This is a genomic window from Streptomyces sp. NPDC006294, from assembly GCF_042870895.1.
In the GTDB taxonomy this organism is placed as follows: Bacteria; Actinomycetota; Actinomycetes; order Streptomycetales; family Streptomycetaceae; genus Streptomyces.
The window spans coordinates 21936-41806 of sequence record NZ_JBIAHV010000024.1; the positions used below are offsets into that span (position 1 = coordinate 21936).

The 19871-nt window shown below is 71.5% G+C and carries 15 protein-coding genes, 4 tRNA genes, 1 other RNA gene and 1 pseudogene; 12 read left to right on the forward strand and 9 right to left on the reverse strand.

Translation table 11 applies throughout. The features are described 5' to 3' along the window. Window positions 1-615: 615 nt before the first annotated feature. Window positions 616-1404, reverse strand: a complete 789-nt coding sequence (locus ACFYOP_RS31400; protein WP_356898521.1) for an HNH endonuclease — start codon at window positions 1402-1404, stop codon at window positions 616-618. A gap of 165 nt (window positions 1405-1569) precedes the next feature. Then, window positions 1570-1657 (reverse strand) — tRNA-Ser (locus ACFYOP_RS31405). Between the two features lie 119 nt (window positions 1658-1776). Between ACFYOP_RS31405 and ffs the strand changes: the two genes are divergently transcribed. From ffs to ACFYOP_RS31435, 6 genes are all read left to right on the forward strand, one after another. Further along, window positions 1777-1875: signal recognition particle sRNA small type (gene ffs, locus ACFYOP_RS31410), an RNA gene on the forward strand. Between the two features lie 64 nt (window positions 1876-1939). Further along, window positions 1940-4240, forward strand: coding sequence for a DNA polymerase III subunit gamma and tau (locus tag ACFYOP_RS31415; RefSeq protein WP_356898522.1), 2301 nt, complete (start codon window positions 1940-1942; stop codon window positions 4238-4240). A 60-nt stretch (window positions 4241-4300) separates the two neighbouring features. Then, window positions 4301-5551 (forward strand): phosphoribosylamine--glycine ligase, encoded by a 1251-nt coding sequence (gene purD / locus ACFYOP_RS31420; RefSeq protein WP_356898523.1) that lies wholly within the window; start codon window positions 4301-4303, stop codon window positions 5549-5551. A gap of 316 nt (window positions 5552-5867) precedes the next feature. Beyond that, window positions 5868-7523, forward strand: coding sequence for a hypothetical protein (locus tag ACFYOP_RS31425; RefSeq protein ID WP_356898524.1), 1656 nt, complete (start codon window positions 5868-5870; stop codon window positions 7521-7523). A gap of 220 nt (window positions 7524-7743) precedes the next feature. Then, window positions 7744-9204, forward strand: a complete 1461-nt coding sequence (locus ACFYOP_RS31430) for a N,N-dimethylformamidase beta subunit family domain-containing protein (RefSeq protein ID WP_356898525.1) — start codon at window positions 7744-7746, stop codon at window positions 9202-9204. A 136-nt stretch (window positions 9205-9340) separates the two neighbouring features. Beyond that, window positions 9341-10240 carry a phosphoribosylaminoimidazolesuccinocarboxamide synthase gene (locus ACFYOP_RS31435; RefSeq protein WP_356898526.1) on the forward strand — a complete coding sequence of 300 codons (900 nt, stop codon included), beginning with the start codon at window positions 9341-9343 and terminating at the stop codon, window positions 10238-10240. A gap of 127 nt (window positions 10241-10367) precedes the next feature. Here the strand turns inward: ACFYOP_RS31435 and ACFYOP_RS31440 are convergent. From ACFYOP_RS31440 to ACFYOP_RS31470, 7 genes and pseudogenes are all read right to left on the reverse strand, one after another. Then, a tRNA-Gly gene (locus ACFYOP_RS31440) sits at window positions 10368-10440 on the reverse strand. A gap of 22 nt (window positions 10441-10462) precedes the next feature. Continuing rightward, a pseudogene (locus tag ACFYOP_RS31445) lies at window positions 10463-11099 on the reverse strand (response regulator). A gap of 16 nt (window positions 11100-11115) precedes the next feature. After that, a complete protein-coding gene (locus tag ACFYOP_RS31450; protein WP_388453655.1) occupies window positions 11116-11478 on the reverse strand; it encodes a hypothetical protein in 363 nt (120 codons plus the stop codon). A 60-nt stretch (window positions 11479-11538) separates the two neighbouring features. Beyond that, window positions 11539-11829, reverse strand: coding sequence for a histidine kinase (locus ACFYOP_RS31455; RefSeq protein WP_388453658.1), 291 nt, complete (start codon window positions 11827-11829; stop codon window positions 11539-11541). Window positions 11830-12034: 205 nt separating this feature from the next. Then, window positions 12035-12107 (reverse strand) — tRNA-Gly (locus ACFYOP_RS31460). A gap of 81 nt (window positions 12108-12188) precedes the next feature. Further along, window positions 12189-12260 (reverse strand) — tRNA-Gly (locus ACFYOP_RS31465). A 118-nt stretch (window positions 12261-12378) separates the two neighbouring features. Continuing rightward, entirely contained in the window at window positions 12379-12717 is a 339-nt protein-coding gene (locus ACFYOP_RS31470) for an Lsr2 family protein (RefSeq protein WP_356898527.1), read from the reverse strand. Between the two features lie 290 nt (window positions 12718-13007). On the opposite strand from ACFYOP_RS31470, the gene purS reads away from it, so the two are divergent. The 6 genes from purS to purF all read left to right on the forward strand — a co-directional run bounded on the left by purS (window position 13008) and on the right by purF (window position 19857). Next, window positions 13008-13253 carry a phosphoribosylformylglycinamidine synthase subunit PurS gene (gene purS / locus ACFYOP_RS31475; RefSeq protein WP_356898528.1) on the forward strand — a complete coding sequence of 82 codons (246 nt, stop codon included), beginning with the start codon at window positions 13008-13010 and terminating at the stop codon, window positions 13251-13253. Continuing rightward, window positions 13250-13930 (forward strand): phosphoribosylformylglycinamidine synthase subunit PurQ, encoded by a 681-nt coding sequence (gene purQ, locus ACFYOP_RS31480; RefSeq protein ID WP_356898529.1) that lies wholly within the window; start codon window positions 13250-13252, stop codon window positions 13928-13930. The genes purS and purQ overlap by 4 nt, the downstream gene beginning before the upstream one ends. Continuing rightward, a complete protein-coding gene (gene purL / locus ACFYOP_RS31485; protein ID WP_356898530.1) occupies window positions 13927-16209 on the forward strand; it encodes a phosphoribosylformylglycinamidine synthase subunit PurL in 2283 nt (760 codons plus the stop codon). The genes purQ and purL overlap by 4 nt, the downstream gene beginning before the upstream one ends. Window positions 16210-16335: 126 nt before the next feature. Beyond that, on the forward strand, window positions 16336-17127 hold the full coding sequence (locus ACFYOP_RS31490) for a sterol carrier family protein (RefSeq protein WP_356898531.1): 792 nt from the start codon (window positions 16336-16338) through the stop codon (window positions 17125-17127). Window positions 17128-17204: 77 nt separating this feature from the next. Continuing rightward, window positions 17205-18023 (forward strand): META domain-containing protein, encoded by an 819-nt coding sequence (locus tag ACFYOP_RS31495; RefSeq protein ID WP_356898532.1) that lies wholly within the window; start codon window positions 17205-17207, stop codon window positions 18021-18023. A 316-nt stretch (window positions 18024-18339) separates the two neighbouring features. Beyond that, entirely contained in the window at window positions 18340-19857 is a 1518-nt protein-coding gene (gene purF, locus ACFYOP_RS31500; RefSeq protein ID WP_356898533.1) for an amidophosphoribosyltransferase, read from the forward strand. Window positions 19858-19871 lie beyond the last annotated feature (14 nt).

Sequence of the window (19871 nt, forward strand, 5' to 3'; positions counted from 1 at the left end):
ACGGCCGGAACGGACGGTGCGCCCGTCTCCGTCGTCAGACGGTTGTTGCGAGCACTACGGGTTGCCGCGCTCCGAGCTCGCTGGCTGACTTGCCCGGCCGTGGCGGTCCGCCGGCGCCAGACCAGGACTTCGGCCGGTCGGTCCGCGGTGTCGAGCTCCCGTTGCTCTGACAGGACGGCCAAGGCCCGGCGCGGCGCGGCGGGTTGCCGGCGGACTCGGCTTGGGCGAGGGCAGTGGACAGCGCGGGCCAAGCCGGGTCGGCGAGGATGCGATGCGCGTGCTCGGGGATCGTGGCTCGGACGGCTGCGGCGAGCCGATCCTGTGCCTGGGGACTCGGGGCACGTGCAGCGAGCTGAGCGAGGGCCGGCCGGGCGGCGTGCTGTTGGGCGGCTCGAAGGTGGACGAGGGACTGCTGGGCCGCTGCCGCCTGCTGCGCGTGACCACAACCGGGTGCTCACGGACACCGCCGACAAGATCGGCAGGCTTCTTTGGCCGCTGCCTGAGGAGCCGCCCGTCGCTTGACCGGCCCTGGTCTCAGCCGGGCAAGGGGGCGGCCCGAACGCATCTGAGTTCGGGCCGCCCCCTTCGAGCTGGCTGTAGACACCCCCCGGAGTCCTACCTTTCGGCGGGCTGCTCTTCGCCTTGCTCGGTGGTGTAGGGCCGACCGGCCTGATCCGTGACGACGGCGACTGACGTGGGCAGAACCTCGACCCGGAGCATGGGCCATGCCAGGGGATCGCCACGACCATCAACGTAGATCAGGTGACGTACGTAGGCGCCCACGAGGAAATCCTGTTCGGCAAGCTCGCGGACGTAACCCTCAAGTGTCTTCTCCGCGTCTCGGTTGTCGCGCACACTGTGAAGCTCCGGGGCGATGTCGAGGTAGTCCCGGAGCAGGTCCAGGAACTCCACGATCAACGACTCTTCGTCGTCAGGAAGATCGTCCGGCAGGGCGTACTCGAACGCCAGACTCGCCTTGATCATGTTCCATAGAGGGTTGCCCCGCGTGATCAGCGCCAACGCCCTGGGCTGAGGGAAAGCCGGGTCGGGAACGAGCCTCACGCCGCCTGAGGCGTTGTCGTCCAGTGAGCGCCGGACCCAAGCGGCATGCCGCTCCTTGATCTCCCGGAGTCGCTCAACCGTGAAATGGGTGGGTTGGTCATCTATCTGCTTGTGGTGCCTACTGCACAGCAGCAGCAGATTGGCGTGGCTGTCCTTGGAGGCGTCGTCCAGGTCCTCCGCCCTCGGGCCGCCTTTGGAACGAGCCACGATGTGTGCCTCCTCGCCGAAGACCGACGGATCATCACAGTCCGTCCCTGGGGTGATCACCTCCCCACGGCAGATTGCACACCTCCCGCCGGCTTCAGCCCACACGATCTTGCGCGTCTTCTCGGAGACCCCCATGGGTGGCACCTTGTCAGAAGAGCTCAGGTGGTCGCAGAAGAACCAGACCGGGCTCTTGCGCGTGCAGGGAGCCGTTGCGGCCTGGTCGAAGCAACTGCAACCCTCAACGCCGAAGGGCCCCACCGCGAACGGTGGGGCCCTGCGACATCGTGCCCGGTGAGGCACTGGCGGAGGATACGAGATTCGAACTCGTGAGGGGTTGCCCCCAACACGCTTTCCAAGCGTGCGCCCTAGGCCACTAGGCGAATCCTCCGCCGCAAACAATACAAGACGTTGAGGAGTGCTCGCGAACCTGTTCGCGATCTCCGTCCGGGGAGGCCGGACATCCCGCCCCTGGCGGTTCGACCACCCTCGTGCATCGGGTAACCTGGGCTCAGCCCCTCACGTGGCGCTATCTGACTGAACTCCCCCAGGGCCGGAAGGCAGCAAGGGTAGGTCGGCTCTGGCGGGTGCGTGAGGGGCGCTTGCGTCTGCGGGGGCGGCGGGGAGTACGGGGCGGGTCCGGTTGTCGGTGGGCCCCGATAACCTCGTAGGTGTGTCGTCCCTTGCGCTGTACCGCCGCTACCGCCCCGAGTCGTTCGCAGAGGTCATCGGTCAGGAGCATGTCACTGACCCGCTCCAGCAGGCCCTGCGCAACAACCGGGTCAATCACGCGTACCTGTTCAGCGGGCCGCGGGGCTGTGGCAAGACGACCAGTGCCCGCATCCTCGCCCGCTGTCTGAACTGCGAGAAGGGGCCGACGCCGACGCCCTGCGGGGAGTGCCAGTCCTGCCGTGACCTGGCGCGCAACGGGCCGGGCTCGATCGACGTCATCGAGATCGACGCCGCTTCGCACGGTGGCGTGGACGACGCCCGCGAGCTGCGCGAGAAGGCGTTCTTCGGCCCCGCGAGCAGTCGTTACAAGATCTACATCATCGATGAGGCCCACATGGTCACCTCGGCGGGCTTCAATGCCCTGCTGAAGGTGGTCGAGGAGCCGCCGGAGCATCTGAAGTTCATCTTCGCGACCACCGAGCCCGAGAAGGTCATCGGGACGATCCGGTCGAGGACGCACCACTACCCGTTCCGCCTGGTGCCGCCCGGCACCCTGAGGGAGTACCTGGGCGTCGTGTGCGGCCAGGAGGGCATCCCCATCGAGGACGGCGTGCTGCCGCTGGTCGTGCGGGCGGGCGCCGGTTCCGTGCGTGACTCCATGTCCGTCATGGACCAGCTGCTCGCCGGCGCCGCCGACGACGGTGTGACGTATGCCATGGCGACGGCTCTGCTCGGCTACACGGACAGTTCGCTCCTCGACTCCGTCGTGGACGCCTTCGCGGCGGGCGACGGAGCCGCGGCCTTCGAGATCGTCGACCGCGTCATCGAGGGCGGCAACGACCCGCGCCGGTTCGTCGCCGACCTGCTGGAACGGCTGCGCGACCTGGTGATCCTCGCCGCCGTCCCGGACGCCGCCGCCAAGGGGCTGATCGACGCTCCGGCGGACGTGGTCGAGCGGATGCAGGCCCAGGCGTCGGTCTTCGGCGCCGCCGAGCTCAGCCGGGCCGCCGATCTGGTCAACACAGGGCTGACGGAGATGCGCGGAGCCACGTCGCCGCGCCTCCAGCTGGAGCTGATCTGCGCCCGGGTGCTGCTGCCCGCGGCGTTCGACGACGAGCGGTCGGTGCGGGCCAGGCTGGACCGTCTGGAGCGCGGTGCGTCGTTCTCGGCCGGCGGGCAGGGGCCCGCGGTGGGGTACGTACCGGGGCCGGACGTCCAGGCGCACGCGCCGGCGCCCCTCGGTGGAGGGGCGGCCGCCGCCCGTGCCGCGGCGCGCGGCGACGCGGCGCAGCCCGGCCCCGCCCAGCCCCCGGCCGCGCCGCAGCCGCCGTCCGCTCCCGCGCCCACAGCGCCCGCCCCGGTACCCGCGGCTGCGGCGCCGCCCGCCCCGCAGCCGCAGGCAGACCAGCCTCAGCCGCAGCCCCAGCCGCCCGCCGCGCCCCGCCCCGGCGCCTGGCCCGGTACCGCCGCGCCAGGCGGAGCCGCCGGTCCCGCCGAGCCGGCACGCCGGCCCGGCGGCTGGCCCACGGCCTCCACGCCGGGTCAGGGCGCGCCCCAGCCCGCCCCTGCCGCGTCGGCCCCTGCCCCGGCCGAGCCCGTCCCGTCCGCTCCCGCTCCGGGGCCGGGCCCCGCTCCGGGCATGGCGCAGGGCGCCGGCCAGGTGCGGAACATGTGGCCGGAGATTCTGGAGGCGGTGAAGAACCGCCGCCGCTTCACCTGGATCCTGCTCAGCCAGAACGCGCAGGTGGCCGGCTTCGACGGGACGACTCTCCAGCTCGGCTTCATCAACGCCGGCGCCCGGGACACGTTCGGGAGCAGTGGCAGCGAGGACGTCCTGAAGCAGGCGCTCGCCGAGCAGTTCAACGTGCAGTGGAAGGTCGAGGCGATCATCGACCCCTCCGGTGGTTCCGCCGGACCGGGCGGCACCGCTCCGACCCCCTCGTCGGGCCCCGGCAGCTACGGAAACCAGCCCGCTGCCGGCCAGGGCGGCTACGGCCAGAACCGGCCCCAGCCCGCCTCCCCGGCGTCCGCTCCCGCGGCTCCGCCGGCGCCGCGTCCCGCCCAGCCCGCGTCCCAGCCGTCCCACCGGTCGGCCGCCGCCCCGGCCGACACCGCCCCGGGATCGCAGAACGGGGCGGAGCCGCCCCGGCCCCCGGAGGCGTACGCGCCGCCCCCGGTCTCCCTCGAGGACGACGTGCCGGAGGCCGACGACCCGGACATGGTCGACTCCGCGCTCTCCGGTCACGACCTGATCGTGCGCGAGCTCGGGGCCACCGTGGTGGAGGAATATACGAACGAGTAGCGGGCCGCTCCTCGGAGGCCCGTACGAGACTCCGGCGCGTCGGCGGTTAGGCTGGCTGCCGTGAAGGTCCTCGTCATCGGCGGCGGCGCCCGCGAACATGCCCTGTGCCGCTCTCTGTCCCTCGATCCCGACGTCACCGCTCTGCACTGCGCGCCCGGAAACGCCGGCATCGCGGAGGTCGCCGAGCTGCACCCGGTCGACCAGCTGGACGGCGCTGCCGTCGCGGAACTGGCCACCGGGATCGGTGCCGGGCTCGTCGTCGTCGGCCCCGAGGCGCCGCTGGTCGCCGGTGTCGCCGACGCCGTGCGCCGGGCCGGCATCCCGTGCTTCGGCCCGTCGGCCGAGGCCGCGCAGCTGGAGGGCTCGAAGGCCTTCGCCAAGGACGTGATGGCGGCCGCCGGAGTGCCCACCGCCCGCGCCTACGTCTGCACGACGGCCGAGGAGATCGACGAGGCGCTGGTCGCCTTCGGCGCCCCTTACGTCGTCAAGGACGACGGTCTCGCGGCCGGCAAGGGCGTCGTCGTCACCGACGACGTCGCGGCCGCCCGTGAACACGCGCTGGCCTGCGACCGGGTCGTGATCGAGGAGTTCCTCGACGGCCCCGAGGTGTCGCTGTTCGCCATCACCGACGGCGAGACGGTCCTCCCGCTCCAGCCCGCGCAGGACTTCAAGCGGGCCCTGGACGACGACAAGGGGCCGAACACGGGCGGCATGGGCGCGTACTCGCCGCTGCCGTGGGCCGGCCCCAAGCTGGTCGACGAGGTCATGGCGAGCGTGCTGCAGCCGACCGTCGACGAGCTGCGCCGCCGCGGAACGCCCTTCTCCGGACTGCTGTACGCAGGGCTCGCGATCACCTCGCGCGGTGTGCGGGTCATCGAGTTCAACGCCCGCTTCGGCGACCCCGAGACCCAGGTGGTCCTGGCCCGCCTCAAGACCCCGCTGTCGCGCGTCCTGCTCAACGCCGCGAAGGGCACCCTGGACGCCGAGCCCCCGCTCAACTGGCACGACGACGCGGCCGTGACGGTGGTGATCGCCTCGCACAACTACCCCGGCACCCCGCGCACCGGCGACCCGATCGAGGGCCTGGACGCCGTCGCGGCCGAGGACGCGCCGCACGCGTACGTCCTGCACGCCGGCACCAAGCGGGACGGCGACGCGGTCGTGAGCGCGGGCGGCCGGGTCCTGTCGGTCACGGCGACCGGCGAGGACCTCGTCGAGGCCCGCGAGCGTGCGTACCGGGCCGTGGACCGGATCCGTCTCGACGGCTCCCAGCACCGCACGGACATCGCGCGCAAGGCCGCGGAGGCCTGACCCGTCCGGCCCGGCCCGGGTCTGCCCGAAGCGCGCCGAACAGGAGCAGGACCACTCCCGAGAAGTGCCCGCGCGGCCCTCTCGAGTGTGGTTTTCCACGCCCGCCCCGACGTTCCGTCCGGGCGGGCGTTCCTTTGCCCAAAGCCATTCCATCGAGTGACGGGCGCCCCATCCGGATGACGGCCGTGGAAGCCCCAACTAGGGTGCGGCGCAAGCATTCCGGCACTTGGCCCACCGGCATTGCGATGTCGGTGGGCGGTGCCACAGTGGGGGAGTGACCAACACCGTCGCAGGGCAGAGGGGGTGAGTTCCGGCCGTGTCCGATACCGGTATCGGAGAGTCGATGGGCGCCAGGGGCGCGCGAGCCATGGCGCTTGCGGTGCTGCGGGTCCGCAGCAGAGCGGTCGCGGTGGCGCTCCTCCCGGCGGCCGTCGCCGTCGTCCTGTTCGCCGGTGGCGCGGCGGGTCACATGGAGGGCGCCGGCTGGGACGTCGCCCGCTGGGTCGTGTCGGTCTGCGCTCTGATCGTGCTGGTGACCGCCGCCGCGGTCACCGCGGTGATCGTGCGCGCCTCGCCGGCGCTCAGTCCGACCGTGGAACTGCCGGAGCGGTCCGCCCCGGACCTGTACCGGCTGGTGCGGGATCTGGCGGAGCGTCTCCAGGTGCCCGCGCCGTCCGCCCTGGCGCTGACCCCTGACTGCGACAGCTGGCTCGAGGACCGGTCCCATCCGGCGCACTCGATATCGGGAGCCCGGCGGCGTACGGAAGAGGCGCCGGTGCTGGTGATCGGGTCGCCGTTCCTGTGGTGGATGCGGGTGGCCGAGCTGCGGGCGGTGCTCGCGCCGGTCGTCGCCGGCACCGGATCCGCCGCCGATCCCGACATAGCCGCCGCCCGCCGTTACGTACGAGGGCTGGACGCGGCGGTGGCCGATGCCGCCCGCCCCGGCCGAGGGTTCGTCGGAAGGGTGCCGGCCGGCTTCTTCGGCAGAGTCGCGCGGCTGTTGCTGCGCGCGTGTCAGGAGCAGGCGGCGGGGATGGAGCGCTGGGTCGCGGTCGCCGCCTCGGAGCGTGCGCAGGCCGTGGACCACGGGCTGCGGATCGTCGCCCAGGAGCAGGTCGGCCTGGCGTACGCGGGCTGGGACCGGCTGCTGACGAGGGTGGCGCTGCCCGCGTGGCGGATGGGCCGCTGGCCGTCGCGGCTGGACGCGGGGGTCGTGTCGGCGCTGACGGAGCTGTCGCGCCGGGACCGCCTGGCGGAGGGTTTCACCTCGCGGCTGGGCGAGCGCCCCGCCTGTGACCTGCTGGAGGAGCCGGGGGTTGTGGACGAGGCGGCGTCGCTGCTGGCGGCGCGGCTCTTCCACGGCGGTCCCGCCGGGAAGGGTCCCGACTGGGCGCCGGTCGACTGGCAGCAGTATCCGGAGGAGGTCGTCGACCGTAAGTGGCGTACGGAGGCGGCCCGTATCCACCGGGTCCTCGACGAGCTGGGCGTCCCCCCGTCGAGGGGGCCGCAGGGCCCGACGCTGGCGCGGGTCATCGACCATCTCTCGGCACGGCCGGGCGGCGAGGCGGGCGACGCGCTGGCCGCCGTGCTGACGGCCCGGATGGCACGTGAGGAGGCGGCCGTCGAGCCCGCCCCGGCCGCCGAGCCGGTCGCGGACGGCTCCGAGGGCGCCCTGGCGCTCTGGGGCGGTGGCGACCCGCTGCCGCTGATGCCGCTCCAGCCGCCCCGCACCGGCCGTGAGCTGCTCGCCGACCATGTCGTCGCGATGGTGTGCTGCACCGCGGTCGACACGGTGGGTGCGGTGCCCGGCCTGGACTGGTTGGACGGCCCGGCCCTGATGGTCGACGGCGAGCGCCTGGCGGACCTGGCGTCGCCGGTGCTGAGCCTGGTGGAGGACGGTGACGCGCAGCCGCTGCGGGTGTGGCTCGGTTCGCTCGGGGTGCGCCCCGAGAAGCCGGTCCGCCTCGTCTGACGGGCGGCGCCCGCGCCGAGGCGGCGTTCCGCGCGTGACCGCGGGGGCGGCCGCGCCCGGCCCCCCGATGCGGAACGATCTCTTCCGACTACCGCCTCCTTGCCGTCAATTAGCGACGAACGGTGACGGACTGCATGCGTAATGTGATGTGCTGGAGACCGGCGCTGAACAGGTCGGCGCCGTCGCGGTTGTCACAGAGGCACCGAGGGAGGGGGCAGGCATGGGGGCGGACCAGATCCGGCGATGGGAGTCGGGTGCCCTGGCGCACGCCGTCTCCGACCCCTTCGGTCAGGGCCCGCTGCCCTGGCTGCGCGGCAGTGAGCAGTACTTCGACGACACCGGCCAGGTCGTCCCCTGGTACGCCGACCCGGGCCTGGCCGGGGGCGGTTCCGGCGGTCCCCGTACCGCGGACGACGTGCGCCGTCAGATCAAAGGGTTCGCCGGTCCGGGCGCGGCCGCCCCCGGCGAGGCGATCGACTTCCACATCACCGTGGACCCGCCGCAGCAGTTCTCCGTCGACATCTACCGCATCGGCCACTACGGAGGGCACGGGGCCGCCAAGATCACCACAAGCCCCCGGCTCTCGGGGATCGTCCAGCCGCCCCCGCTCACCGCCGACCGCACGGCCTCGTGTCATCACTGGTGGCTCTCGTGGCGGCTGCAGATCCCGTCCTACTGGTCGGTCGGCGCGTACGTCGCCGTGCTGACCACCCTCGACGGGTACCGCTCCCACATCCCGTTCACGGTCCGCGACGACCATCCCGCGGACCTTCTCCTCCTGCTGCCCGACATCACCTGGCAGGCCTACAACCTCTACCCCGAGGACGGCCGCACCGGCGCGAGTCTCTACCACGCCTGGGGCGAGGACGGCAGGCTGCTGGGCGAGGAGGACGCCGCCACCACGGTCTCCTTCGACCGCCCGTACGCGGGCGCGGGCCTCCCTCTCCATGTGGGTCACGCCTACGACTTCGTCCGCTGGGCCGAGCGGTACGGCTACGACCTGGCCTACGCCGACGCCCGTGATCTGCACGCCGGCCGGATCGACCCGGCGCGGTACCGGGGCCTGGTCTTCCCGGGCCACGACGAGTACTGGTCGGCGCCCATGCGGCGCGCCGCGGAGCTGGCCCGCGACCGGGGGACCTCACTGGTGTTCCTCTCCGCCAACACCATGTACTGGCGGGTGGAGCTCGCCCCCTCGGCCTCCGGGGCGCCCGACCGGCTGCTGACCTGCCGAAAACGCCGCGGCCCCGGCAGGCCCGCCCTGTGGCGGGAGGTGGACCGGGCGGAGCAGCAGCTGCTGGGCATCCAGTACGCGGGCCGCGTCCCGGAGCCGTCCCCGCTGGTCGTACGGAACGCGGACCACTGGCTGTGGGACTCCACCGGGGCCGGCGAGGGCGACGAGCTGCCGGGCCTGGTCGCCGGCGAGGCCGACCGGTACTTCCCGCGCACCGCGCTGCCCGAGCACGAGGGCCGGATCCTGCTCGCCCACTCCCCCTACCGGGACAGTGACGGAGCACTCCGCCACCAGGAGACGTCCCTGTACCGCGCCCCCTCCGGTGCGCTGGTCTTCGCGTCGGGCACGTTCGCCTGGTCCCCCGCCCTGGACCGGCCCGGCCATGTCGACACCCGCATCCAGCGCGCGACCGCCAATCTGCTGGACCGCATCTGCAAGCGCGACTGAGCGGTCGTGTCCGGCGAAGGGGACCGGGCGGTGGCCGGCCAGGCACGGGCGCCTCAACGCCCCCGACCCCTGATCGGGTGGCCTCTGCCCGCGTACGGGACAATCGGAGCTGTTGTTCACAGCCACGGGAGGAACCGTGTCCGGATTCGTCGAAAAACCCGAGCCGTTGCAGGTGCCCGGACTGGTGCATCTGCACACCGGCAAGGTGCGCGACCTGTACCAGAACGAGGCGGGCGACCTCGTGATGGTCGCCAGCGACCGCATGTCGGCGTACGACTGGGTGCTCCCCACGGAGATCCCCGACAAGGGCCGGGTCCTGACCCAGCTCTCCCTGTGGTGGTTCGAGCGCCTGCAGGACCTCATCGGCAACCACGTCATCTCCACCGACGTGCCCGACGGGGCGCCCGCCGACTGGTCCGGGCGCACCATGGTGTGCAAGTCGCTGCGCATGATCCCGGTCGAGTGCGTGGCCCGTGGCTATCTCACCGGTTCCGGGCTCGCCGAGTACAAGGAGTCCCGCACGGTGTGCGGTCTGGCGCTTCCCGAGGGGCTGAGCGACGGCTCCGAGCTGCCGGCCCCGATCTTCACGCCGGCCACCAAGGCGGCCGTCGGTGAGCACGACGAGAACGTCAGCTACGAGGAGGTGGCCCGCCAGGTCGGTGCGGAGACCGCCGCCCAGCTGCGTCAGTCGACCCTCGCGGTCTACTCCCGGGCCCGCGACATCGCGCGCGGCCGGGGCATCATCCTGGCCGACACCAAGTTCGAGTTCGGCTTCGACGGCGACGCGCTGATCATCGCCGACGAGGTGCTCACCCCGGACTCGTCCCGGTTCTGGCCGGCCGCGAGCTGGGAACCGGGCCGCGCCCAGCCGTCGTACGACAAGCAGTTCGTACGTGACTGGCTGACGTCCCCCGACTCCGGCTGGGACCGCACGAGCGAGCAGCCGCCGCCCGCCCTGCCCGAGGAGATCGTGGCGGCGACGCGCGCCAAGTACGTGGAGGCCTACGAGCTCCTGACCGGCACCGCCTGGCAGTAGCGGCAGCAGTGGCTGATCCGGCGGACACGTCCCGCGTCCGCCGGATCGGTCCCGGCGGCATATGAAGCGGCTTACGACACGGCACAACGAAGAAGCCCCCGGCGAGATCGCCGGGGGCTTCACACTGAGCGGACGACGAGATTCGAACTCGCGACCCTCACCTTGGCAAGGTGATGCTCTACCAACTGAGCCACGTCCGCATGCGCCGTAGCGCGGACACCACTATACCCAACCCCGGCGGCGTGCGAGACGCACCGCCGTGTGCCGGTTCTCCGCACCCGGCTTGGCGGCGGCCGAGGAGAGGTAGTTCCGCACCGTCCCCTGGGGCAGCGAGGCCCGCCCAGCGCTCTCCGCGATGGGGGCTCCGTCGGCCGCGAGGACCAGCACCCCGGCTTCTCGCGCGGTCAGCGGCGAGTCCCCGGCCGGGGTCGGCGTCGGCCGCCAACTCCGGGTCCGCGTAACGGTTCCCCGCGTGCACTGTCCGGATGATCTCGGCGAGCCGCTGGGCGCTCACGGTCTTCGGCACGAAGCCCCGCACCCCCGCAGTGAGCGCCCTCTTCAGGTGTCCGGGCAGGCCGTGGCTGGTCACGATCATGGTTCGGCAGCCGGGCAGCTCGTCCCGCAGGACTGTGGCCACTGTCACACCGTCGCTGTCGGGCATCTGCAGATCCAGCACGGCCACGTCCGGTCGGTGCGCTCGTGCCCTGGCCAGGGCCTCGGCGCCGGTGGCCGCCTCCGCGACGACGACGAGATCCTCCTCGAGGGCGAGCAGCGCGGCCGGCGCTCCCCTGATCAGATGCTCGTCGTCGGCGAGCAGCAGCCGCACGGGTGCGGCCGGGTCCGGCTCCGTCAAGGTCATCGGGGCACCTCGGCCGTCAGCCGGAACAGCCGGCCGCCGATCGGTCCGGCGTCGAGGGTGCCGCCGAGCACGGCCAGGCGCTCCCGCAGGCCCGCGATTCCGCAGCCGCTGCCTCCGGCGGACTCAGGGGCGGCCCGTCGTCCTGGGCGACCGGTCCGTCGTGCAGTCCGTCGTTCAGCCCGTCGTTCTCCACGACGAGGACGGCGGCGGTCGGCGACAAGGAGAGGCGTACCGCACAGGTGCGGGGGTCGCCGTGGCGCAGCACGTTGGTCGCCGTCTCGCGGACGACCCAGCCGAGCGCCGACTGGGTGCGGGCGGGCAGTTCGTCCTCGGAGTGTGTGCCGGAGACGGCGCAGTTGATCCCGGCAGCGGCCGGCACGCTCCGCGCTCCCTCCAGTCGACGGCGAGATCGGCGCCCGGTATCCGCGCACCACTTCCCTCAGCTCTCTCTGCGATTCCTGGGCGATGCGCTGGGCCTCCAGCATCTGCGCCACGCCTCCGGTGGTCCGCGCCGGGCCAACTGCACGGCCGGCTCGCTCTTCAGGGCCACCACGGCCAGTTTCCGTCCCAGGATGTCGTGCACGTCCCGCCCGAACCGCAGCCGCTCCTCGGCGACCGCCGGCCGTGCCTGCACGTCCCTCGCCTCCTCCGCCTGCCACATGGCCCGCGGGCTCCAGGCGCACGGCCGTACGGTGACCAGGGTCAGCGCGCAGGTGATCAACGCCATCATCACCAGTCCGGCCAGCTCGCCGCCGCGGTGCGCCGCAGGTCCTCGGCCTCGGTCACGTAGTCGCCGTCGGTCATGCCTCAAGGCTTCCGCCGGCGAAAGGGCGGGGGCAGTGCGCGCTGTCATCGTCGGCGATGGCAAATGTCATGGGCGCCGGGACCGGGAACGACGAAGGCCCCGGTCGTATCGACCAGGGCCTTCGATCTTGAGCGGACGACGAGATTCGAACTCGCGACCCTCACCTTGGCAAGGTGATGCTCTACCAACTGAGCCACGTCCGCATTGCTGCCGCTCAGCTCTCACTGGGCGGTGCGAACACCACTGTACCTGATCCACATCGGTGGACGGTAATAGTGATGCAGAGCGGGTGACAGGAATTGCACACTGCGCCTTCCCCCTGGAAGGGGGATGTTCTACTACTGAACTACACCCGCACGCTGCCCGGGGCGGCCTTTCGGCTTGCCCCTCGGCGTGCTCCAGACTGTAGCCGATCACCAGGGGTGGAGTGCAACTCCGTTCGGCCGCGGCGCGCCCGGGCGCGCCGCGCGTGGCTCAACTGGCCTCGCGGAACGCCTCGTAGACGCGCTTGGGGATGCGGCCGCGGGCCGGCACGTCCATCTTGTTGGACTGGGCCCAGGCCCGGACCGCCGCCGGCGCGGCCTCCACCGAGGTGTGCCGGTAGGTCACGGCGCGGGACTTGTCGCGCTTGCCGCCGGTCACCTGCCGGCGGGCGGCGGCCGTGTACGGTGCCAGTGCCTTGCGCAGTTTCTTTGCATTCGAGGGATTGAGGTCGATCTCGTACGACTTACCGTCGAGGCCGAACTCGACCGTTTCCGCCGCTTCTCCGCCGTCGATGTCGTCGGAGAGCGTGACCACCACTCGCTGAGCCACGGATATCGGTCCTTTCCCTGCGGTATCACCGGTCACGGTCAGGTTCTGACGTGCGGTGATACCGGCTATTCGGCCGTCGAGGAGGAATCCTGCTTTCCTCTGTATTCCTTTGTACAGCGGTCGGTGGCGCATTGTGAAGCCCTGGCAATTACCTCCGCGTGTCCTTCGCTTTGGCGACCCTGATTCTTAACGTCGTTTTTCTTGGGTGACGTCCGCATATCTACCCGCGTAGATTTTCCAGCCGGGTACGCTGAGGGAACCGCCCTCGCAACACACCACCGGGAGTGCCCGTGGCTCGCGTCGTAGTCGACGTCATGCTCAAGCCCGAGATCCTCGACCCCCAGGGACAGGCGGTGCAGCGTGCACTGCCGCGTCTGGGATTCGCCGGGATCGCGGACGTCCGTCAGGGAAAGCGCTTCGAACTGGAGGTGGACGGGCCGGTCGACGAGGCCGCCCTCGCCCGCATCCATGAGATGGCTGAAACGTTCCTCGCCAACACCGTCATCGAGGACTTCGTCGTGAAGGTGGAGTCGTGACCTCTCGTATCGGAGTCGTCACCTTCCCCGGAACGCTCGACGACCGGGACGCCCTGCGCGCCGCCCGTCTCGCCGGCGCGGAGCCCGTTCCGCTGTGGCACCGCGACAAGGACCTCCAGCAGGTCGACGCGGTCGTCCTCGCCGGCGGTTTCTCCTACGGCGACTATCTGCGCGCCGGAGCGATCTCCCGCTTCTCGCCGGTGATGGAGACGGTCATCGAGCAGGCGAGGGCCGGTATGCCGGTCCTCGGCATCTGCAACGGCTTCCAGATCCTCACCGAGTCGCATCTTCTGCCGGGCGCGATGCTGCGCAACAACCACCTGCACTTCATCTGCCGCGACCAGAAGCTGCGGGTGGAGAACGCGGACACCGCGTGGACGGCCGACTACGCGTCGGGCCAGGAGATCTCCGTACCGCTGAAGAACATCGACGGCCGTTACGTCGCCGACGAGCACACGCTCGACGAGCTGGAGGCGGAGGGCCGCGTCGCCTTCCGCTACCTCGACGGCAACCCGAACGGTTCGCTGCGCGACATCGCCGGCATCACCAACGCCGCGGGCAACGTGGTCGGCCTGATGCCGCACCCCGAGCACGCCGTGGAGCCGCTGGTCGGTACCGGCCGCACCGACGGGCTCGGATTCTTCACCTCGATCCTGAAGAAGTTGGTCGCAGCATGACGACCGAGCGAAGCGAGGGCACCATCAAGCACAGCCTGGACACCGTCAAGCACGCGACCGGTACCCCGGAGGCGGACCAGCCCTGGAAGGAGCTCGGCCTCAAGGAGGACGAGTACGCGCGCATCCGCGAGATCCTGGGCCGCCGTCCCACCGGCGCCGAGCTCGCGATGTACAGCGTCATGTGGTCCGAGCACTGCTCCTACAAGAGCAGCAAGGTCCACCTGAAGCAGTTCAGCGAGAAGGCCCCCGTCAACGACGCCATGCTGGTCGGCATCGGCGAGAACGCGGGCGTCGTCGACATCGGCCAGGGCTACGCGGTCACCTTCAAGGTGGAGTCGCACAACCACCCCTCGTACATCGAGCCCTATCAGGGCGCGGCCACCGGCGTCGGCGGCATCGTCCGCGACATCCTCGCGATGGGCGCCCGCCCGGTCGCCGTGGTCGACCCGCTGCGCTTCGGCGCCGCCGACCACCCCGACACCAAGCGGGTGCTGCCCGGCGTCGTCGCCGGCATCGGCGGCTACGGCAACTGCCTCGGTCTGCCGAACATCGGCGGCGAGGTCGTCTTCGACTCCTGCTACCAGGGCAACCCGCTGGTCAACGCCGGCTGCATCGGCGTGATGAAGCACGAGGACATCCACCTCGCGAAGGCGTCCGGACCCGGCAACAAGGTCATCCTGTACGGCGCCCGCACCGGCGGCGACGGCATCGGCGGCGTCTCGGTCCTCGCGTCCGAGACGTTCGAGTCGACCGGCCCGGCCAAGCGGCCCGCCGTCCAGGTCGGCGACCCGTTCCAGGAGAAGCTCCTGATCGAGTGCACCCTTGAGATCTTCAAGGAGAAGCTCGTCGCGGGCATCCAGGACCTCGGCGGCGCGGGTCTGTCCTGCGCCACCTCGGAGCTGGCGAGCGCCGGCTCCGGCGGTATGCGGGTCGAGCTGGACAGCGTTCCGCTGCGCGACGCGACGCTCTCGCCCGAGGAGATCCTCATGAGCGAGTCGCAGGAGCGCATGTGCGCGATCGTCGAGCCGGACAAGGTCGAGCGCTTCCTGGAGATCTGCGAGAAGTGGGACGTCATCGCCACCGTCATCGGTGAGGTGACCGAGGGTGAGCGCCTGGAGATCTTCTGGCACGGTGAGCAGATCGTCGACGTGCCGCCGCGTTCCGTGGCGCACGAGGGCCCGACGTACCACCGTCCGTACGCCCGCCCGTCCTGGCAGGACGCGCTGCAGGCCGACGACGCGAACAAGCTGGCCCGCCCGGGAGACGCGGAGCAGCTGCGCGAGCAGATCCTCAAGCTGGTCGCCTCCCCGAACCAGGCCTCCAAGGCGTGGATCACCGACCAGTACGACCGCTTCGTGCAGGGCAACACCGTGCTCGCCCAGCCCGAGGACGCCGGCATGGTCCGGGTCGACGAGGAGTCGAACCTGGGTGTGGCCATGGCGACCGACGGCAACGGCCGGTACGCCAAGCTCGACCCGTACACGGGTGCGCAGCTCGCGCTGGCCGAGGCGTACCGCAACGTCGCGGCCTCCGGTGCGAAGCCCCTCGCGATCTCGGACTGCCTGAACTTCGGCTCGCCGGAGGACCCGGACGTCATGTGGCAGTTCGCCGAGGCCACCCGCGGTCTCGCGGACGGCTGCCTCCAGCTGGGCACGCCGGTCACCGGCGGCAACGTCTCGCTCTACAACCAGACGGGCGAGAACGCGATCCACCCGACGCCGGTCGTGGCCGTGCTGGGCGTGATCGACGACGTCAACCGCCGCACGCCGATCGCGTTCGCCGAGGAGGGGCAGCTGCTCTACCTGCTCGGTGACACCCGCGAGGAGTTCGGCGGGTCGGCCTGGTCGCAGGTCGTCCACGACCACCTCGGCGGCCTGCCGCCGAAGGTCGACCTCGACCGGGAGAAGCTGCTGGCCGAGATCCTGATCGCGGCCTCCCGCGACGGCATGGTCGACGCGGCGCACGACCTGTCCGACGGCGGCCTGGTCCAGGCCGTGGTCGAGTCCTGCCTCCGCGGCGGCAAGGGCGCGCGCCTGGTCGTCCCGGACGGTCTTGACGCCTTCACCTTCCTGCTGAGCGAGTCGGCCGGCCGTGCCGTCGTCGCCGTCCCGCGCAGCGAGGAGCTCCGCTTCACCGACATGTGCGGCGCACGCGGTCTGCCCGCGACCCGTATCGGCGTCGTCGACGGCGAGGCGGTGGAGGTGCAGGGCGAGTTCAGCATCCCGCTGAGCGAGCTGCGCACGGCCCACGAGGCGACGATTCCGGGTCTGCTCGTCTGACGCACTCGTCGGACCCCGTCCCAGAAGCCCTCGTCCCGGTCCGCCGGGGCGGGGGGCTTCGCCGGTCCGCGTCAGGTGTCCACGAACACCGTGCCCGACGGCCCCCGCACCCCGTAGGGTCGGGCCATGCCACCGGCCAGGAAGCGCCTTCGCGCCTACGATCCCGACATCACGCGTGCCGCCGTCCTCGCCCAGTTCGGGCAGGTGCGGGAAGCGGTGGGCAGGCTCACCGAGGAGCAGTTCGCGCTGCCGACGCGGCTCGGTGACTGGACCGTGCGGGAGCTCGCCGCGCACATCGCGATGGTCTCCGGGCTCGTCGCGCGGTATCTGCGGCTGCCGGAGCCGGACCATCAGGACCTGGCGCTGCTCGACTGGCCCTTCTCGACGGTCACGGCGGCCGGGCAGGTGGACGAGGACACCAGGGCGTTCGCCGACGGCGGCGCGGTCGTCGAGCTGTTCGACCGTACGGCCGCGGACCTCGAGGAACTGCTGCCGGGCGCGTCCGCGGAGCGGCTCGTGCCGATGCGGTTCGGGGGGATGCGGCTCGGGGACTTCCTGGTCACCCGCACCGTCGAGTTGATCGTCCACACCGACGACCTGAACGACGCGACCGGGCTGGGCATTCCGTACGACCGCCGGGCGCTGGCCGCGTGCACCCGGCTGCTCGCCGATGCGCTGGCGGTCAAGGCGCCGGGCGCGTCGACGGAGGTACGGGTCCCGCCGTTCGCGGTCGTGCAGTGCGTCGAAGGCCCCCGGCACACCCGGGGCACCCCGCCCAGCGTCGTCGAGGCGGACCCGCTGACCTGGATCCGCCTGGCCACCGGCCGTACGGGGTGGCGGGACGCGCTGGAGGCGGCGAAGGTCAGCGCGAGCGGGGAGCGGGCCGACCTCGGGGCGCTGCTGCCGATCCTGGGCTGAGAGCGGGCCCCCGCCGCGCACTCAGCCGTACGGGTGATGGGGCGGAACCGGCCCGGAGGCCGCTCCGTCCCATCGGTATGCGCACCCAGCTGAGCATCTCTGTCACCGCACTGGCCGTCCTCGCGCTCGCCGCCTGCGGCGCGGAGTCCGGTCCGGGATCCGGTTCCGGCGGCGGGTCCGTGCAGCCGGACGTGCCCGTGACCGGCGTCCACTGGTCCGTCGACAGCGTCACCGTCGACGGCAGAAAGACCGCGGCCCCGTCCGGCGCACACGTCGAGATCACAGACAAGGGCCGGGCGCAGGGCAACTACGGATGCAACCACTTCGGCGCCGATGTCTCGGTCGAGGGCGACACGATCACCGTGCGGCCCGCCGAGATGACCGAGATGGCCTGCGAGGAGAAGGTCCAGAACTTCGAGGACGCCCTGCGCGCCGCCCTTTCCGGCCGGCTGAAGGCGGAGCTGACCGACGGCAGGCTGACCCTCACGACGGAGAAGGGCGACACCATCGCCCTCACCTCGCAGCGGCCCGCGCCGCTGGTGGGCACCAAGTGGTCCGTGAACAGCCTGGTCTCCGGCGGGACGGCGGCGTCACTGCCCGCCGGCGCGGAGGACAAGGCGTATCTGACCTTCGGCAAGGACGGCTCCGTCCGCGGCAGTCTCGGCTGCAACCGCTTCACCAGCACCGCCGAGGTCTCCGAGGACTCGATCACCTTCGGCCGGCTGGCCTCCACCAGGAAGCTGTGCGACGGCCCCGAGATGGACGTGGAGCGGAAGCTGGTCAAGGTCCTCGAAGGGACGGCGACGTACGAGCTGAACCACCGCTCCCTGACGCTCACCGGGCCCGACGGCGAAGGCTTCGCCGCGGTCGCCGCGGAGATCCCCGGCGAGAAGTGACCGTGTGAACTAGCACACTCCCGCACCGGCTGTCCGCGGCGTCGTGTTCCGGCCGGACGCGGGGCCGTTTTGACGCAGGGTGATCAAGTCGATGCGGCCGGGCCGGGGCGTCGAAGCCCTGGCCCGCGCGGGATACGGGCCGTTGTCTTGGATCGTGGACGCGTCGCTGGACGGATTTCCAAACGTCCGGGGAGGTCGCGCGCACCTCGGCGGGCGGCCGTCATCGTGCCCGAAGTGCGCCCTGTGCACCCCCGGGGCCCGGCCGGGCGCTGTCCCCAATTCGGACCAGTGGTCGATCTCGCCTACACTCGGTGGCGTGCCACGTGGTGACGGACGACTCAACCACGACCTGCTCCCCGGTGAGAAGGGCCCCCAGGACGCTTGCGGCGTCTTCGGTGTCTGGGCTCCGGGAGAAGAGGTCGCGAAGCTCACTTACTTCGGGCTCTACGCCCTCCAACATCGAGGCCAGGAATCCGCGGGAATCGCGGTGAGCAACGGCTCCCAGATCCTCGTCTTCAAGGACATGGGCCTGGTCTCCCAGGTCTTCGACGAAACCTCCCTCGGCTCCCTCAAGGGTCATATCGCGGTCGGTCACGCCCGCTACTCGACCACGGGCGCCTCCGTGTGGGAGAACGCGCAGCCGACCTTCCGGGCCACCGCCCACGGCTCCATCGCGCTCGGCCACAACGGAAACCTGGTCAACACGGCGCAGCTCGCCGAGATGGTCGCCGGACTCCCCAAGGAGGACGGCCGGGCCACCCAGGTCGCCGCCACCAACGACACCGACCTGATCACCGCGCTCCTCGCCGGCCAGGTCGACGAGGACGGCAAGCCGCTGACCGTCGAGGAGGCGGCCGCCAAGGTCCTCCCCGAGGTCCGGGGCGCCTTCTCGCTCGTCTTCATGGACGAGGGCACCCTCTACGCGGCCCGCGACCCGCAGGGCATCCGCCCGCTGGTCCTCGGCCGCCTCGACCGCGGCTGGGTCGTCGCGTCGGAGACCGCCGCGCTCGACATCTGCGGCGCCAGCTTCGTCCGCGAGATCGAGCTCGGCGAGCTCATCGCCATCGACGAGAACGGCCTCCGCAGTTCGCGATTCGCGGAAGCGAAGCCCAAGGGCTGTGTCTTCGAGTACGTCTACCTGGCCCGCCCCGACACCGACATCGCCGGCCGGAACGTGTACCTCTCCCGTGTGGAGATGGGCCGCAAGCTGGCCGAGGAAGCCCCGGCCGACGCGGACCTGGTCATAGCGACGCCGGAGTCGGGCACGCCCGCCGCCATCGGCTACGCGGAGGCCAGCGGCATCCCGTACGGCTCCGGCCTGGTGAAGAACGCCTACGTCGGCCGCACCTTCATCCAGCCGTCCCAGACCATCCGCCAGCTGGGCATCCGTCTCAAGCTGAACCCGCTGAAGGAAGTCATCCGGGGCAAGCGGCTGGTCGTCGTGGACGACTCGATCGTCCGCGGCAACACCCAGCGCGCCCTGGTCAAGATGCTCCGCGAGGCCGGCGCCGCCGAGGTCCACATCCGGATCTCGTCCCCGCCCGTGAAGTGGCCCTGCTTCTTCGGCATCGACTTCGCGACCCGCGCCGAGCTCATCGCCAACGGCATGAAGATCGAGGAGATCGGCACCTCGCTCGGCGCCGACTCCCTGGCGTACATCTCCATCGACGGCATGATCGAGGCGACCACCATCGCCAAGCCGAACCTGTGCCGCGCCTGCTTCGACGGCGAGTACCCGATGGACCTGCCCGACCCCGAGCTGCTCGGCAAGCAGCTTCTGGAGACCGAGCTGGCCGGCGGCTCCGACGCCGCCGACGCGCTCCGTCGTCCGTGATCCCCCTGCAGTAC